General features: G+C 42.5%; 12 protein-coding genes. 6 read left to right on the top strand and 6 right to left on the bottom strand.

Annotation, left to right across the window (positions count from 1 at the left end):
• On the top strand, nt 1–834 hold an 834-nt coding region (locus ACO1R6_RS16505), incomplete at its 5' end, for a hydroxymethylglutaryl-CoA lyase (RefSeq protein ID WP_486266089.1).
• A 7-nt stretch (nt 835–841) separates the two neighbouring features.
• Nucleotides 842–1,582: a (Fe-S)-binding protein gene (locus ACO1R6_RS16510; protein ID WP_486266090.1), complete on the top strand. Its 741-nt coding sequence runs from the start codon at nt 842–844 to the stop codon at nt 1,580–1,582.
• A 775-nt stretch (nt 1,583–2,357) separates the two neighbouring features.
• Here ACO1R6_RS16510 and dapA read toward each other — a convergent pair.
• The 6 genes from dapA to ACO1R6_RS16540 all read right to left on the bottom strand — a co-directional run bounded on the left by dapA (nt 2,358) and on the right by ACO1R6_RS16540 (nt 10,016).
• Nucleotides 2,358–3,218, bottom strand: coding sequence for a 4-hydroxy-tetrahydrodipicolinate synthase (gene dapA / locus ACO1R6_RS16515; protein ID WP_486266091.1), 861 nt, complete (start codon nt 3,216–3,218; stop codon nt 2,358–2,360).
• 80 nt (nt 3,219–3,298) lie between these two features.
• Nucleotides 3,299–5,353 carry an NAD-dependent DNA ligase LigA gene (gene ligA, locus ACO1R6_RS16520; RefSeq protein ID WP_486266092.1) on the bottom strand — a complete coding sequence of 685 codons (2,055 nt, stop codon included), beginning with the start codon at nt 5,351–5,353 and terminating at the stop codon, nt 3,299–3,301.
• Nucleotides 5,354–5,509: 156 nt separating this feature from the next.
• Nucleotides 5,510–5,986, bottom strand: a complete 477-nt coding sequence (locus ACO1R6_RS16525; protein ID WP_486266093.1) for a DUF4920 domain-containing protein — start codon at nt 5,984–5,986, stop codon at nt 5,510–5,512.
• A 158-nt stretch (nt 5,987–6,144) separates the two neighbouring features.
• Complete coding sequence (locus ACO1R6_RS16530) at nt 6,145–7,524, bottom strand: enolase C-terminal domain-like protein (protein WP_486266094.1); 1,380 nt, start codon at nt 7,522–7,524, stop codon at nt 6,145–6,147.
• Between the two features lie 148 nt (nt 7,525–7,672).
• Nucleotides 7,673–8,662, bottom strand: coding sequence for a sugar phosphate isomerase/epimerase family protein (locus tag ACO1R6_RS16535; RefSeq protein WP_486266095.1), 990 nt, complete (start codon nt 8,660–8,662; stop codon nt 7,673–7,675).
• A gap of 838 nt (nt 8,663–9,500) precedes the next feature.
• A complete protein-coding gene (locus ACO1R6_RS16540) occupies nt 9,501–10,016 on the bottom strand; it encodes a YcxB family protein (protein ID WP_486266096.1) in 516 nt (171 codons plus the stop codon).
• Between the two features lie 398 nt (nt 10,017–10,414).
• Here ACO1R6_RS16540 and ACO1R6_RS16545 point away from each other — a divergent pair, with 398 nt between their 5' ends.
• The 4 genes from ACO1R6_RS16545 (at nt 10,415) to ACO1R6_RS16560 (ending at nt 16,544) form a co-directional block, all read left to right on the top strand.
• On the top strand, nt 10,415–11,671 hold the full coding sequence (locus tag ACO1R6_RS16545; RefSeq protein ID WP_486266097.1) for a serine hydrolase: 1,257 nt from the start codon (nt 10,415–10,417) through the stop codon (nt 11,669–11,671).
• Nucleotides 11,672–11,921: 250 nt separating this feature from the next.
• Nucleotides 11,922–13,937, top strand: a complete 2,016-nt coding sequence (locus tag ACO1R6_RS16550) for an alginate lyase family protein (RefSeq protein ID WP_486266098.1) — start codon at nt 11,922–11,924, stop codon at nt 13,935–13,937.
• 153 nt (nt 13,938–14,090) lie between these two features.
• Entirely contained in the window at nt 14,091–14,990 is a 900-nt protein-coding gene (locus ACO1R6_RS16555; protein WP_486266100.1) for a metallophosphoesterase, read from the top strand.
• 318 nt (nt 14,991–15,308) lie between these two features.
• The gene (locus ACO1R6_RS16560) at nt 15,309–16,544 is read left to right on the top strand and encodes a GDSL-type esterase/lipase family protein (protein ID WP_486266101.1); all 1,236 of its coding nucleotides are present in this window, start codon (nt 15,309–15,311) and stop codon (nt 16,542–16,544) included.

A 16,544-nucleotide genomic window follows, 5' to 3' on the forward strand; every position in this document is an offset into this window, starting at 1 on the left:
GAATGTCCGCGCGATGCCATGCAGGGTTGGGGCCATTTTATTCCGACGACTCAAAAAATAGATTATCTGAATACGTTGTTGCAAATTGGTTTCGACACTTTGGATTTTGGTAGCTTTGTATCGCCAAAAGCCATCCCCCAAATGCAAGACACCGCGCAGGTATTAGATAAGCTAAACCTGGCAGTTACCCCAACTAAATTACTGGTCATTGTCGCGAATGTACGGGGAGCCACCGAAGCCTGTAAATACGACCAGATTGCTTACGTAGGTTTTCCTTTATCGCTTTCCGAAACTTTTCAGCAACGCAACACCAACAAATCCATTGCCGCTGCTTTTACCGAACTGGCCCAAATCCAGGAACTTTGCCACCAACGCCAGAAAACTTTAGTCGTTTATCTTTCCATGGCTTTTGGAAATCCGTACCAGGATGCCTGGGAGCCAGCGTTGGTGCAAGACTTTGTAGCACGATTAAGGCCGCTGCAGGTAAAAATTATTTCTTTAGCCGATACCGTGGGTGTAGCAGAGCCAGTTTCTATTCAGACCCTATTTTCAGAGTTGGTGCCGAATTTTCCAGCCATTGAATTTGGCGTTCATTTACATTCTCGGCCCGATAACTGGACCGCTAAAATAGCGGCAGCTTACGCCGGCGGTTGTAAGCGGTTCGATGGCGCTTTGCGGGGTTACGGCGGTTGCCCCATGGCCAACGACCAACTGGTAGGTAACGTGGCTACCGAAAATTTAGTAGCCTTTTTCCAAAATATTAACCTACCTTTGAAGTTAAATAAAATAGCTTTAAAAGCTGCCCTGGAGCAGGCCCCGGCCGTTTTTGTTTAAATGTAAGATGAAGAAAAGACCCGTAGTAGATATTTTTATCCCTTGTTTTGTAGACCAATTATTTCCGGAAACCGGCCTGAATATGGTGAAAGTGCTGGAAAAACTAAACTGTGAAGTAAGGTATAATCCCAACCAAAGCTGTTGCGGGCAGCCGGCTTTTAATGCTGGTTTTATTCAGGAGAGCGGCCGCATTGCCCATAAGTTTTTACAGGATTTTACCAACGACCAAACCAATTACGTGGTGGCGCCCTCGGCCTCTTGCGTAGGTATGATCCGGAATGCCTACCCAGATATTTTTATGGCTTCTTCGGAGTTTGTGAACTACCGCAACCTGGAAAAAAAAGTATTTGAGTTTAGTGAGTTTCTGGTAGATGTGCTACAAGTTAACAAAGTACCCGGCTCACGCCTCGATGCCAAAATAACGTATCATGATTCGTGTAGTGCTTTGCGCGAATGCGGTATAAAAGCCGGCCCCCGCGCTCTGCTCGAAAACGTTACCGGTTTAGAACTGATTGAAATGCCCGATACGGAAACCTGCTGTGGTTTTGGCGGTACTTTTGCGGTAAAGTTCGAATCGATATCGGTGGCAATGGCGCAGCAAAAAGTTGAAAATGCCCTGACTACCGGAGCCAGCTATATTGTATCTACCGATACTAGTTGTTTGATGCACCTGGATGCCTACATGCGCCGCGAAAATATAAATTTAAAGGTAATGCACCTGGCCGATGTACTGGCCCAGGGCCTATAATCTGTAAATTATACCGGTATAATAATATACAAATGCTTGTTTATAGCTAAGCCGGTAGCCTGTAATTATAAAAATCCAATTTTGAAACGTGTAATTCAGGGGCTAACCCCAAGCTTTACCAGCAACTTAGCTCAGGAGGTGATTTAAGCGGTTGCTGGTAAGTAACAAGACAAAGTTATTCTATGTTATTTGATTATTTAGTTAATCAGCAATTAACATTTCAAAAATTATAATTCAAACTGACCACCTACTTAATAATAATTAATTTTAAATATACTTAATTATTAACTAACATATTCCGGGATTTGGTTTTGGTTTGGCTTTTAAGTACCCGTAGCTTCTGGTTAATAGGTAAAATAGACAAAAAACAAGTAGAAGCCACTAATAAACAACCGGCAAATGTAAGGGAAAGTGTTGTGTTTAGGGTTTCGTTTATTAAATTAATACCAATTACAATTAAGCTGATAGCTGAAGATACTATTCCCAGATTAATTAATAAATTTTTAATTTGATGGAATTTAGAGATACTGGACTGCTGCTCATTAAACACATTGTAATAAGGTTTACTCATGGCTTTGGCGTTTTAAAGGTTGAATTCTTTAATTAATACAAAAATTAAAGCGTAGACTGTTTTTATTACAGATGCTAACTTACAACTCCTAACGTTAAAAAAAAAGTAAATTATCCAAAAAAATTAGATAAAATACTATTATTCCGGAAGTGTGCCGGGTTAATATATAAATAGTACTAAAATAAGGTTGCTGCTTCGGTTAAGTTAAAGTAGTTTTTGCAATTTGTCTTTTAACGATTGCGTAGCTTCTACCAATGGCAAACGCACCGTTGGTCCACAAATGCCAAACATTTCTAAAACCGCCTTAATCCCAACCGGATTACTTTCTTCGTACATCAGCGGGTTTATTTCCAGTAAATCGAACAGCAATTTAGAAGCTTCACTAAAATTATGATCTAAGCCTAGTTTAACCATTTTGCTGAACCGGCCCGGAAATGCATTGGCCAAAACCGATATGACGCCTTCGGCCCCAAATGAAATCATGGGTAAGGTTAACATATCGTCGCCGCTAATGAGCATAAAACCGGCGGGCTTGTTTTTTGCTATAAGCATACACTGCTCCAGGTTACCCGATGCTTCTTTTGTACCAATAATATTTTTATGCCGGGCCAAGCGCAGGGTCGTTTCGGCAGTAATATTAATGGCCGTACGGCCGGGTACGTTGTACAGAATAATGGGCACCGGGCAAGCATCGGCAAGTTGCATATAATGCTGGTAGAGGCCTTGCTGGGTGGGCTTATTGTAGTACGGCGAAACTGATAAAACTGCCCGAACGCCGGTAAAATCTATTTCCTGGAAGGAAGTTAATAATTCTTGGGTGTTGTTGCCCCCAACTCCGTATACCAGCGGTACCTGTGGAGCGTTTTGTTTTACAAAGCTTAATATTTCTTCTTTTTCGGATTTGGTAAGCGTTGCCGACTCGGCGGTGGTACCATTTACAACCAGGTAATCTACGCCTTCAGAAATAGTAAATTGGAGGAGTTTACCTAAACCTTCAAAATCAATTTTATTATCGTTGGTAAAGGGTGTAATAAGGGCTACACCCGTACCTCTTAATTCATTCATGTGTTACCGCGTATCGAAAAAGAGTTTTTTTCAGGAATTGGGTTCAAAAATAGGTAGTCTATTTTTTATATCAAAAGATATTATGCCCCGATAAGTTTTAAAAGCTCTTGTTCCGAGATAATTTTTATGCCTAACTCGGTAGCTTTTTCCAGTTTAGCCGGTCCCATTTTATCGCCGGCTACCAGGTAAGAGAGTTTTTTGGAAATAGAGCTAACCATTTTACCCCCGTTGGCAGTAATTAAATCTTGCAGTTCTTCGCGGCTATACGCTGTAAATACTCCCGAAATAACAAAGGTTAAACCGGCTAGGGTAGTACTTTGCGGAAGATGCGTGGTAGCAGTATCGCTACTGAATTTAAGGCCGGCAGCTATTAACCGGGTTAGAATTATGGTATTATCCGGGTCGGCAAAATAAGCCAGCACCGACAAAGCAATGCGATCGCCAATTTCGGGTACCTGAATAAGGTCGTCGTAAGTGGCATTTTGCAAGGCCTGGATATCTTTAAAGTGCTGTGCCAGCTTACGGGCAACGGTACTCCCCACAAACCGGATGCCCAGTGCAAATAATACGCGGTCGAAAGAGGCTTCTTTAGAACTTTGGATGGCCGAAAGAATATTTTCTACGGTTTTGGGTCCAAAACTAACGGTTCTGGTTTTGCCGGTTTTTTCGTCGGTGTAGTCTTTGCTTAAACCAATTAATTTATCGTAAGTTAAGTCGTAAAAAGCATCCGGTGAGGTTACCAGCCCTTTCTCGTAAAGCAAATCTATTTTACCTTCGCCCAAACTCATAATATTTAAAGCGTTGCGGCTGATAAAATGCTCTAACTTACCTTTTAGTTGCGGTGGGCATCCTTTTTCGTTGGGGCAATAAAAGTGTGCTTCGCCTTCGGTGCGTACCAGCGCGGTACTACAGGCCGGGCAGGTATCCAGGTACTGAATGGGTGAGCTGCCGGGTAGCCGTTGGGCTTTGTCTACGCCGGTAATTTTAGGAATAATTTCGCCGCCTTTTTCTACGTAAACCATGTCGCCGTTGTGTATATCCAGGCGCAATATTTCGTTGGCATTGTGCAGCGAGGCCCGTTTTACCGTAGTGCCGGCTAGCAGTACGGGTTGTAACAAAGCTACCGGCGTAACGGCCCCGGTGCGGCCCACCTGGTACTGAATATCCCGCAGACGGGTAGCCGCACTCATGGCTTTGTATTTGTACGCAATGGCCCACCGTGGGCTTTTGGCCGTATAACCCAGTTCTTCCTGCTGATTAAAATTATTTACTTTTATTACAATACCATCGGTGGCAATGGGGAGTTCAAAGCGTTTGGTTTCCCATTTTTGAATGTACGCCAATACCTGATCTAAATTCTGGCACTTCTCGTACGTATCGGATACGGGCAAACCCCATTTCTTTAAGGCAGCTAAAGCTTCAGCGTGGGTTTCGAAAACCAAAGGTGTACTTAAATAGCCGTAGGCAAAGCAGCTTAGTTTGCGTTTAGCTACCTGCCCCGAGTCTTGCAATTTAAGGGTACCGGAGGCGGCATTGCGCGGATTGGCCAGCAGCATTTCTCCAATATCTTCCCGTTCGGCATTTAAACCCTCAAACACCGAAAAAGGCATAAATACTTCGCCACGTACTTCAAATTCGTTTGGGTAACCTTCGCCCTGCAGCTTTAAAGGAATGCTTTTAATCGTCCGGACATTAGCCGTAATATCATCGCCGCGGGTGCCGTCGCCGCGGGTAACACCCCGTACCAATTCGCCGTTATGGTACGTAAGGCTTATGGCTACCCCATCAAATTTTTGTTCGCACACGTATTCAAAATCACCTTCCAGTACCTTTTGCACCCGCTTATCAAATTCGCGTAAATCTTCTTCGGAGTACGTATTGCCCAACGACAGCATCGGGTATTTGTGTACTACCGTCGGGAAGCTTTTGGTTATGCTGCCACCTACGCGCTGGGTAGGGGAGTTTACCGACCGGAATGCTGGGAATTTAGTCTCCAGGGCATTTAATTCTTCGAGCAGTTTATCAAATTCAAAATCAGAAACTTCGGAGATACTATTTTGGTAATACTGGTAGTTTAAGTGGTGGATACGGGCACTAAGCTCCTGAATACGGGCGGCAGCGGCTGATTCGGTCATGCGATAATCTTTTTTGGAACGTAAATTTAAAGATTATTTTTCAGGACCGATGCCAGCCAAACGGATTATATCCGCAAAAGTAGAGCAAAAAAATACGCTATTTACATACCGTAAAAAGAGAGGAAAATATAAACTATTTCAGAGGCAGTACTTAAATTACTTAATCACAATACCGTCAGCAGTAAAGGTAATGCTTTGTTTGGGTTGGGTAATGGCTCTTATTTCGGCTTCTGATTTACCGGCATCCTGGGCATAATGGCGTTGGTCGGCTACCGATACCATTTGGTTATAAGCCATACCGTTTAATATTACGGTTTTGCCGGAGATATTTTTAGGTACAAAGAAGCCATAATCTTTAAACTTAACTTTCATGACCGAGTTATCAGAAAGTTTTACATCTATCCAGCAACCCTTGGCCTGGCAAACACTCTGAACTTGCCCCGTAACTTGTACGGCCAGCGAATCTTTAGCTCCCAGCGCCGCCGGTAATTTGTTTGCCTGAATTGTATTGCTTTCTGTAAAGGACTTACCGTAAACCGCCGGTTTATTATTTGGCTTGTTTATTTTCTGCGCTTCGCAATTAACCGAAATAAAGCTTACCAGCACCAGGAATATCAGAAATAGTGGCTTCATACGCATTAACTTAAATATTTAATTCAAATTTAAATAGATATACAGCCTAAAGCAACCAGGTTTTGGTTAAACTTCCGGAACCTGGTTGCCTAATTATACTTTAAAAAGAAAAATGGCTTCTGATAAGGATATTACAGCATAAATATCTTAGCCGGATATTATTTGCGGGTAAATAATTCCTGGTAGTGCGCCGAAGGATCAAAAATACCAGCACTACGGGTATAAAATTCGGAGTTAAGTTCAAAAACACCATTGCGGGCTTGCGCCCAGGTAGCATTGGCACTGGGGTTATAGCCCATCATGGTTTGCCAGTTGCGGTACTGCATATCGCCGTTTGTTTCCATTAAGCCCATGCCAATTCCCGGAAACGGAGCAAGGCGGGCCGCCAGGTTTTTGTGCCAGTCTACCAGAATTGGGTTTACCGTTAAATCGGCACACATGCAGGGTACGCCGCGTTCCTGCGCCAGCTTGGCTAATTTCATAGAAAAGCTTAAAGTTTTGGCAATGCCTTTTAATACCAGCGCCCCATACCCTTGGTTTAATCGCCGGATGGCACTGGCTTCGTCGTGTACGCTTTCGTCGCCGGCAACCAGAATACCCATATCAGCTACGTTTTCGTCGTTTTCTTCGTGCAGCGGTTCTTCGGCAAACAATATCTGGTCAAAAGCCCCGATTTTCTTGGCATGATCGAGGTAGCGTAAGAAAGTTTCTTTTTTCTCGTAGCGGGCATTGGGGTCGAGGGTGTAAACCAGTTTGCCGTTTTTGGTTTGTTTTGTCCGGAAATCTTTTAAAGCATTATGAATAAGGGTAAGTTTATTCATGTCTTTCTGCAGCATTTCGGCTTGGGTGCCGGGTTCGCCGGTTTTTAGCTTAAATACAAAATAACCCTTTTGGGCTGCGGCTTTAATTTCTTCGATGGGCATGCCGTAAGGCACCTGGTACATAACTGCAATTTTATCGTTACGCGCCGATAAAGCTTTGCGGTAAGGTTCGGGAACCATGGTATCAAAGGTTTTATAATTATTTTCGGCAGCGTATAACAACCAGGCCGCATTATCAATGCTTACCATGGCTATGTAAATAAAAATCGGATTTAAATCGGCTTTGCCGGTGAGCCTTTGCCCGGTTTTAATTACCTCCGGCATTATTTTTTCCATTAAATCTATGGGCGTGGTAAATGGCGTGCTTTTTACCAGTTGCAAGGCTTTCTCGGTGAGGGCATATTTAAGGGCGTTCCCCCCGGCTTCAGAGTGAGCGGCAAATAATTCGGGGTCGCCGTACAGTACGCTTTGGGTGCTCAGGCCAATGGCTTTATTGCCGTTTGCTGATTCTAATTGCGAGGCGGTTTGCCACAACTCGGTTAGGTAACCACCTTTAAATCCAAAAGGTCTGATAAGTTTTTCCCGTTCAAAGTTAGAATCGGTGCGGGTAACCCGAATGGTTTTGGGGGCCACCGCAGCGTAGGCGAGCGTATGCATGGGTAAGTTGGTTATAGCGGCTAAAGCACCGGCAGATTTAAGAAAATTTCTTCGGTTCATGTGGTGATGTTGTTGGTATAGACACACAGGCCAGGTAATAAATACTCTCTAAACTACCATAAAATTTGGCCTGAGCTATATTTATTAGCGGTAATATTAAGCAACGAAAACTACTTAAGCCGCATTTTTTTTATCAATTATATGGTTTTTAGCCCAAATTAGCTTCTTGTAACAGTTGCCGTAATGTTTGCAAATCACGTTTCATGGCGGTTGTAACTTCTTCGCCCGGAATGGTTAATTTGCTTTTTCCGGTGTCGGCCCCACCTAACGGAAATTCAAAATGTATAGACATAGGGCCTGAGATATTGTAAGTTTTTAATAATTTAAAGAACTGCGGAAAGTTAACCATGCCCTGGCCTAATGGTAAATATTTGGCCCGCCATTTTCCGTTGGTTTGTTCCCAGACAAAATCTTTTATATCCAGGCAACGGATGTGGTTACGCAGCAAATCCAAGTCATGCACCCAGGAAAAACCACCTTCTAAAGTACCGTGTTTTATGTCGTATTGTACGCCTAGCCATTGCGGATCAATGTCTTTTAGCAGGTACCATAAATCCCAGACGGCCGCGCCCACCTGTACGCCCGAGTGGTTTTGGTAAGCTCCCTGAATGTTGTGTTTTTTATTTAAGGCGGCTAAGGTTTCTAGTTGCTTTTTGTATTTATCTAAAGACTTGGCTACGCCCAAAGCTGGATCATAACTCAAATAACCGGTGCGGTAGTGTTTTATACCCAGTTTGCCCGCGGTTTTAATAATGGCTTCGCTAAGCGGTTCCTGGGCATCGGTAATATTGGTTACAATCATGGGCACTTCTAAACCGGCTTTCCGTATTTTTTCTACCGCAGCGGGTAATTCAGCTACTGCTTTTTCCGGTTCTACATGACCACCTTTCCGGACCGTAAGATCAATGCCTTCAAAACCAATCGCCTTAGCCGTTTGTGCCATTTCGGTAATGGTTAGCCATTGCAAATGCTTCGAGAAAACACAAATAGGGCCTAATATTGCCGGAGCAACGGGTAAACTTACCGGTGCGGCAAAGGCGGGTTGGTTTAAAGTTGGTACCCCTAAAGATAAACCCGTAGCCGCCAGGGCTGCAGATTTAATAAAGATACGTCTTGAATGTTGTGGTGAAAGGGGCATAACAAACCGGAGATGTATAAAAATAACTTTAAATTAAATATCAAATCAGATTTCAAAGCGGCCCGCAGATTTCGGAATTGATTGACCGGTTAAAAACTATTTCCTAAACGTAATTAATTTAGCAAACCTAAACAAGCGATAAGATTTAAGATCCTATTTAAAATAGTTTTTAACAAGGTTCGGGAGAAAAGTTCTGCCCCAGGATCGTTAAAATTTAGAAAAGGTGTAAAATAAAAAAGGTGCCTGTGGAGGCACCTTTTTGCTGTAGGAGAAGGAGTCGAACCTTCACGGAGTAGTTAGACAATTGCTTGTTTTATTCTAGAGTTCTCCACCCCCGAGAGAGGAGGGCTTGTCTGCCAATTTCAACACCCTACAAGGTTATTTGTTTACAAATTTATACCTTTTACGAGAATAAGCAAAACTTTGTGCAATGATTTAACAAAATTTATCAAATATTTATAATACTGCTTGATTGCATGAACAGAATTAAATGTTGCCTGCTTTTTAGCAACCTACATTGAATATTTTCTAAAGATAAAGCAGCCTTACAAGAGTTATAAATAAAGGGAGTAAGCAATTTGGGTGTTTTATAGATCTTTTTATTATATTTTAATTAATATTTTTTATTTAAATAGAGTTAATGTTAATAAAAATGAAAGTAGAATATTGATTTATTGTATAAAACCTAATTGATAAGTTGTTAATTTTAATATTTTATATTTAGATACAGCTTTGGGGTACACATGGTGCGCTAAATAGTATTAGCTCCCTTTAATTTTATTTTAAAGCTTTTAGTTTTAACCAAGTCTCTAAATGATAAATTTTTATCATAAAATAACTATTTTGTTTTCAGGAGCGATTGTTTTATTTCTTTTTTAGAAGCAATTAGTTCTTTTAATGCTTGTATTTGCTCGGGACTGGTAAAATCTTTTTTGGGAATAAGGGTTGCCGTTAGCCGGCTAAAGTAAATAATAAACCAACTGGGCGTTTCCTTAATTTTGTAAATAACATCCCAGGTGTGGGTGTGTACCTGCGAAAAAGAGGTGGCTTTAATGTGGGTTTCGTCGAAAACTATATCGAAGGGGTGATGCAGTTCCGGGTTAGATTTATAGGCTCTTCTGGCGCGCAAGTACAATAATAGGGGCATTAACAGGTAAAAGTAAATAATACCCATTAAAGAGAACAATCTTAAACGGGTGTCCAGGTGCATTAGCGAAACTTCTTCAAAGAGCCAGGCCAGTAAAGATAAAAATATAAAAACCTGCAGCAGTATGCGGCCCCCATACCGGTAATACTTGTATAAGGTATACTTTAACAATTCCTGAAACGTTACTTGGGCTTTTACTACAATCATACAGGTTTTTCTGCTTCCCTCCGTTTTAGTTAAAGATTATAACCATATTGGGGTTAATTCATTGGGGCTGGCTTCTTAGCCAAACTATAGTATTATTATGCCCTGGCTTAAACGCCATCAATATATTATATTTTTGGAAAAGAAGGTAAACTGGCTTGTAATCTCCTGCTTTTTTAAGTCAGATATTATGGTAGCGTGGCCCCAAGCCTGCTAGTGGGCTAAAATACTGCTCGTAAATAAGCTTAAGACCGTTAAACCAAAACCATTTTTAAATTTAGGTAATTATTATATTTTATGGACCGACGAGAACACCCACCAAGCTATTGCATTTATTTAAATGTTAAACTGGTTTTACACTTATGGTAAAGTATTTTACATTTATATTTATTTGGCTATATATGCACCAACAGGTTATGGGGCAAACCCGCACCGATAAATTCCTCATCGATTTATTAAGCAGCACCCAAAATGAACAAGTAAACCCGGTGCTGAAAAACCCGGAAATGTACCGGTTGCAAATAATATATACCCAAATAAACCGCGATAAAAATAACAAACCTTCTTTCCGGAATTACTATTTTAATTATAATCCGCAAGTATACTTTAATCCGGCCTCTATGGTTAAACTGCCCTTGGCTATTTTGGCCCTGGAAAAGTTAAATGCCTTAGCCGTTGAAGGAATTGATAAATATACGCCGGTGGTGTTCGATAGCAGTTATAGCGGGCAAAGACCTTTGTACCACGACTCAACAGCCGAGAATAATTTACCCAGCATTGCGCATTTTATAAAAAGAGCATTTTTAATCAGCGAAAACGACCCGTATAACCGTTTGTATCAGTTTATGGGGCAGCAAACCATAAACCAGCAACTCTGGGCCAAAGGCTTTCAGCATTCCCGCATTACCCGGCAATTTATGGGATTTACCTCCGAACAAAACCGCCATACCAATGCGCTCCGCTTTTTAAACCCCGACGGTACGACTAAATATTACCAACCAGCCGCTTATAACCCTGTGCCGTTTAATTATAAATCTAAAATATTGCTGGGGAATGCCCATTTAGATAACCACGACAACCTGGTACCGGCACCTTTTGATTTTACCGAACACAATTGGCTGCCGCTCGACGATTTAAGACTAATGTTGCAAGCGGTATTATTCCCGGAATCAATGCCTAAACGCCGGCGGTTTAACCTAAGCCCCACCGATTACACTTTTCTGTACCAATATTTATCACAATTTCCTTCCGAAACGCCTTACCCCAAATACGATACCACGCGCTTTTACGACAGCTACGTTAAGTTTTTTTTCCGAAACAAGACGCAGCGCTTGCCACCCCAGGTGCGGGTATTTAACAAAGTGGGTTGGGCCTACGGGTTTTTAACGGATGTGTCGTACGTAGCCGATTTCCAGAACCAGGTAGAATATATGCTGGCGGCTACTTTGTACGTAAACAGCGATGGCGTACTGAACGACGGCAAATACGACTACGATAATGTGGGTTATCCTTTTTTGTATAACCTGGGGCAAATAATTTACCAATACGAGTTAAACCGGCATCGGCGGTATAAACCCGACTTAGCTGCCTTTCAAGTACAGTACGAACACCGCGACCCTACCGACACGCGGCCTGCCTTACGGGAAGTAGATAATTGAAAGCGTGTTCGTTAGGGATTATAAAAGTAAATAGCATAAAAAATTATTAAGTGCTAATCAGGTAAAAGGCATAGCAGATCAATTATTTTGCGGGAATCTTGTGATTTAGTACCACTAATAGTTAAGTTATTATATTTTAGCCGCTGTAGCAGGGGATAAGGTAAATAAAGCTTTTCATTAAGCTTTAGACCTGAAATCAGAGCCCTCTCCCGATGTTCATTATAATTTTATGAGCTAATCTACCACAATAATGAATAATAAAATAAGCTATTTAAATGGCTGGTCTGCTAATTCTTTGCCTACCTGGGTTGGTTATATGGGTTTCTTTTTGGCCAATATTTTTACCAGCGCACCGGGCTTGGCTCAGGTAAATAAACCGGTGTCGGCTACTCCCGCCGAAATTCAGAAATTATTAACGCGCCTTGATTTAAATGCACCGGGTCTAGAAAAGGTAAAAGCCAATGCCCAAAATCCAGCCTTAGCTGCGGCTGAGCTCCTGGCGTATTACCAAAAGCGTACATTTGTGCAGCACCCTATTAATCCGCGCGATAAAGATAGCCAACGAGGTAAATGTGCCACCGAAAAAGATTTAAAAGTAGCCAACGATGCGCTGCAGCATATATTTACCGGTCAGCCGGCGTATCCTGCTCATTTTTGCGGCGAAGATATAAACTGGGCTACCAACCCGTACCCCGATAAAGAATGGCTTTGGCAACTTAACCGGATGAACTTTTGGAATGCGCTGGGCCGGGCTTACTGGCATTCCGCCGACGAAAAATACGCACAAGAATGGGCTTACCAGGTAGTAGACTGGGTTCGTAAAAATCCCCGCGACAACGACCATAAATATGCCTGGCGCTCCATAGAAGCCGGTATTCGGGGGCACCAATGGACCGGACTTTACCAGCGTTTCTTGCATTCGCCGGCTTTTACTCCCGATGTTTTGGTTACTTTTTTAAATGGCCTGTACGAACATGCCGCTTACCTCATGACCACTTACAGCAAGGGTAGTAACTGGGGGTTAATGGAAGCCGAAGGCATGGCTTTTATCGCAATTACTTTTCCGGAGTTTAAAGAATCAGAAACCTGGACCGCCGAAGCTATCCGGCGCTTTAACCAGGAAATCCAAAACCAGGTATACCCCGACGGCCACCAGCGCGAACTGGCCTTTGGTTACCACATGGGCTGCATCGATTGGTTTTTACGCACTTACCAACTGGCTGGCCAGAACAACAAACAGCAGGCATTTACTCCCAATTATACCCAGGTAATCGAAAAAATGTGCGAAGTACCCCTTAAATTGGGTTTCGGCGATGGCACCACCCCCCAGTTTGGCGATGCCTGGTCGGGTAAGCCCGGTCAGTACTGGAACGAACTAAAAAGCTGGGCAAAATTATTTAACCGGCCGGATTTTCTGTACCTGGCTACGAGTGGTCAAGAAGGAAAAGTACCCGGCCAAACGGCTTTTGCCTTAAGTAAAAGCGGCTTATACTCCATGCGCAGCGGCTGGGACCCCCATGATATTTGCCTGGTTTTGAAATGTGGCCCGGACGGCGGCGGCCATTCGCAACCCGATAACGGCACCTTTGAACTGTATGCCGGTGGGCGCCACCTGATGCCCGATGCCGGCAGTTATATTTATAGCGGCGATCCGGAAAACCGGGCCTGGTTCCGGCAAACCAAAGTGCATCAAACCTTAACTTTAAATGGAGCCAACTCGGCTTATGCTCCCAAACAGTTACTTTGGCAGCCCGGCCAAGATTTAGATGTGCTGGTCGTAGAAAATGCAAGTTACCCCAACCTAACGCATCGCCGGGCCGTGTTTTTTGTAGATAAAAAATATTTTATAATTGTAGACGAAGCGTTGGGCACCGGCACCGGCGATATTGATTTGCATTTTCAGCTTGCCCCCGGCAAGGCCGTTTTTAAAGAAGAACAATTGACGGTACGCACCGATTTTGCCGAAGGCTGGAATGTATGGGTGCAAACCCAGCAGCAGCCGGGCCTGAAGCTGGAAGCAGAAGAGGGGCAGGTGTCGTTTGTTTATACCAAAAAAGAACCCCGGCCGGCGTTTCGGTACCGCATTCAAAAAGAAAATCCGGAGAAAGGTATTCGGTTTATTACCGTTGTGGCTCCTTATACCGGCACGCCGCCGCAGGTAAAAGTTAAACTAAAAGGTAAACATGGTGTAGGAGCCTCCCAGTTAGCACTAGAAGTTAAAGCAAACGGCCGCACCCGGCAAATTGGTTATAACCTGGGACGGTAAAACATTCTCCTTTAATAGCAAAAGTTTAATCTTAATTAGATTATTAAAAAATATTTATTTCAGAAAGCGTTACTCCTTTAGTTAAAGCTAAATAAAATTGTCCAATAAATTAATAAATCCGCTTTTAAGTCGCCATCAATTTAAAGACTATTTATGGTAAAGAACTTCACTTTGGGTTTCATCTGGATTTTACTTGCTATACCGCAATTTATTTATGCTCAAAAGCAGGAGAAACCACTTTTTACATTTGGGGTGATAGCTGATGTACAGTATTGCGACTGCGAAAATAATGGCTCCCGGTATTATAGTGCATCGCTGCAAAAGCTCCGGGAGGCAGTTACCATATTTAATCAGCAACAGGTAAAGTTTGTGGTAAGTTTAGGCGATTTTATTGACCGTGATGCCCGGAGCTTTGATACCCTGAATAAAATTACGGGTCAGTTACGCATGCCGCTACATCATACTTTAGGCAACCATGATTTTACGGGAGAGCCCAGCCAAATTGAAAAGGCCCCGCAATACTTAAGTTTAAAAGAAAAATATTATGTTTTAAAGCCAGCGGGCTGGCGCTTTATTATTATAAATGGCAATGACATTAGTGTATTGGGCAATAAAGAAGGTAGCAAAAATTACGTTCTGGCCCAACACCGATTAGAAGAACTAAAAAGCAAAGGTGCACCCAATGCCCAGCCCTGGAACGGCGAGTTAAGTGAAACCCAAATTAAATGGTTAAAAAAAGAGTTAGCTGGCGCGCGCAAAGCTAAAGAGCAGGTGGTAGTATTTTGTCACCACCCGGTTTCACCGGTAAACGGCAATTTAAACCTCTGGAACGACAAAGCAGTGAAACAACTTCTAGAGAGTTATCCCAACGTTAAAGCTTATTTTAATGGTCATGCCCACGAAGGCGGTTACGATTACGACCAGGGCAAACATTATGTAACTTTTAAAGGCATGGTAGAAAAAGACGAGAATGCCTTTGCTATAGTGGAGGTATATAAAGATTATCTCAAAATAAACGGTTACGGCGTAGAAATAAATCGCCTACTCAAATAAGTAACCCGGTAATAAGAATATTTACTGAATAAAGTAAGTGGTTTTAGCTTTTACATCTATTTACTAATCCAAGAAAATTACTTTTAATCTTACCTGCATAAAACTATTATATTTAACTATTTATGTATTACAGCTGGCATTTAAAAAGGTATAGAGCCAGTGCACATTAGTGAATTTTTGAATTGGAGTAGAATTTTCACTAGAAATTAATAAAATATTGCTTCTTTGTTAGTTAATATTTGTGCTGTAATCTATAAAGTTTTTACATTTAGCTGCTTCAAAAGGAGCAAAGCCTATAAAATTATAAGCCATACATACATGAGAAAGGTGCCGGCCATTCTGGGTTCTTTTTTATTTATAATATTTTTTCTGCCTTACCCAGTGGTTATGGCTCAACCTAATGTAACCGGGACTGCTAAACCCACTGCGCAATTTGAATTACAAGATGGCGATCGGGTAGTATTTGTGGGTAATTCGCTTTTTGAAAATGATTTGCCTTACAACTATCTGGAATTGGCTCTGACAACCCGCTGGCCTAACCGGCATGTTACTTTCCGGAACATCGGCTGGACCGGCGACACTGTTTGGGGTGAGGCCCGGAGCTATATTTCTTCGCCGAGTGCTTATGATTTATTATTACAGCAATTAACCAAGGCCCAGCCCACCGTTGTTTTTGTGGCATACGGGAGCATTGAAGCCCAGGCCGGGGAAGAAGGGCTTTCGCATTTTGAAGAAGGCTTAACCAAACTGCTCGCAAAAATAGACCAGTTGGGTGCAAAAGCCGTTTTATTGTCACCTATTCCGGTAATAGCCGCCGAAACACCCGAAAAAACTGCGCAACGAAATGCCATGCTGGAAACGTATGCCGCGGCTATTGCCAAAAAAGCCTCTGCTGGTGGCAAATTGTACCTCGATATTTTTAAGCCCCTGCAGCAAATAAGCCAAAAAGAAAAAATAACTGATAACGGCGTGCACCTGAACGAAACCGGTTATTATTATCTGGCTACTACTCTCGAAAACAGTTTGGGCTTACCGTCGCGGAATAATTCGGCTATCATCAATTTATCTAAAAAAGCCAGCGAAGCAAACGCCCCGGTTAAAATTCTTTCGGCTGGACTGGATAAAAATGTGCTGCGGTTTACCCTCGATGAGAATTATTTGCCTTTGCCGCAACCGGTAAATAGTGTAACGGATCAGGCACCAACGCTTAAAATTACCGGCCTTAAAAAAGGGATTTACGCACTAACGGCCAATAATATCCCGGTAGCTACGGCTTCGGCGAGCGACTGGAAAAAAGGTGTAATCATCAGCCAGGGAGCAACTGTTAACCAGGTAAACCAACTGCGCAATTTTATCTTCAAAAAGAATGAATTGTATTTTCAACAATATCGTCCGCAAAACCGAACGTATATTTTGGGTTTCCGGGCGCACGAACAAGGGCGGCACGCCAAAGGACTAGAAGATTTGAATATTATTATTACGTGGCTCGAAGGACAAATTGCCTTAAACCGGGTGCCCCAATCCATTATTTATCAGCTTACCCCCATTAAATAG

The sequence above is a fragment of the Adhaeribacter sp. genome (assembly GCF_057359045.1).

Coding starts and splice junctions, on each gene's coding strand:
- ACO1R6_RS16510 (WP_486266090.1), top strand. CDS start 842: ATGAAGAAAAGACCCGTAGTAGATATTTTTATCCCTTGTTTTGTAGAC.
- ACO1R6_RS16545 (WP_486266097.1), top strand. CDS start 10,415: ATGCACCAACAGGTTATGGGGCAAACCCGCACCGATAAATTCCTCATC.
- ACO1R6_RS16550 (WP_486266098.1), top strand. CDS start 11,922: ATGAATAATAAAATAAGCTATTTAAATGGCTGGTCTGCTAATTCTTTG.
- ACO1R6_RS16540 (WP_486266096.1), bottom strand. CDS start 10,016: ATGATTGTAGTAAAAGCCCAAGTAACGTTTCAGGAATTGTTAAAGTAT.
- dapA (WP_486266091.1), bottom strand. CDS start 3,218: ATGAATGAATTAAGAGGTACGGGTGTAGCCCTTATTACACCCTTTACC.
- ACO1R6_RS16525 (WP_486266093.1), bottom strand. CDS start 5,986: ATGAAGCCACTATTTCTGATATTCCTGGTGCTGGTAAGCTTTATTTCG.
- ACO1R6_RS16555 (WP_486266100.1), top strand. CDS start 14,091: ATGGTAAAGAACTTCACTTTGGGTTTCATCTGGATTTTACTTGCTATA.
- ligA (WP_486266092.1), bottom strand. CDS start 5,353: ATGACCGAATCAGCCGCTGCCGCCCGTATTCAGGAGCTTAGTGCCCGT.
- ACO1R6_RS16530 (WP_486266094.1), bottom strand. CDS start 7,524: ATGAACCGAAGAAATTTTCTTAAATCTGCCGGTGCTTTAGCCGCTATA.
- ACO1R6_RS16560 (WP_486266101.1), top strand. CDS start 15,309: ATGAGAAAGGTGCCGGCCATTCTGGGTTCTTTTTTATTTATAATATTT.
- ACO1R6_RS16535 (WP_486266095.1), bottom strand. CDS start 8,662: ATGCCCCTTTCACCACAACATTCAAGACGTATCTTTATTAAATCTGCA.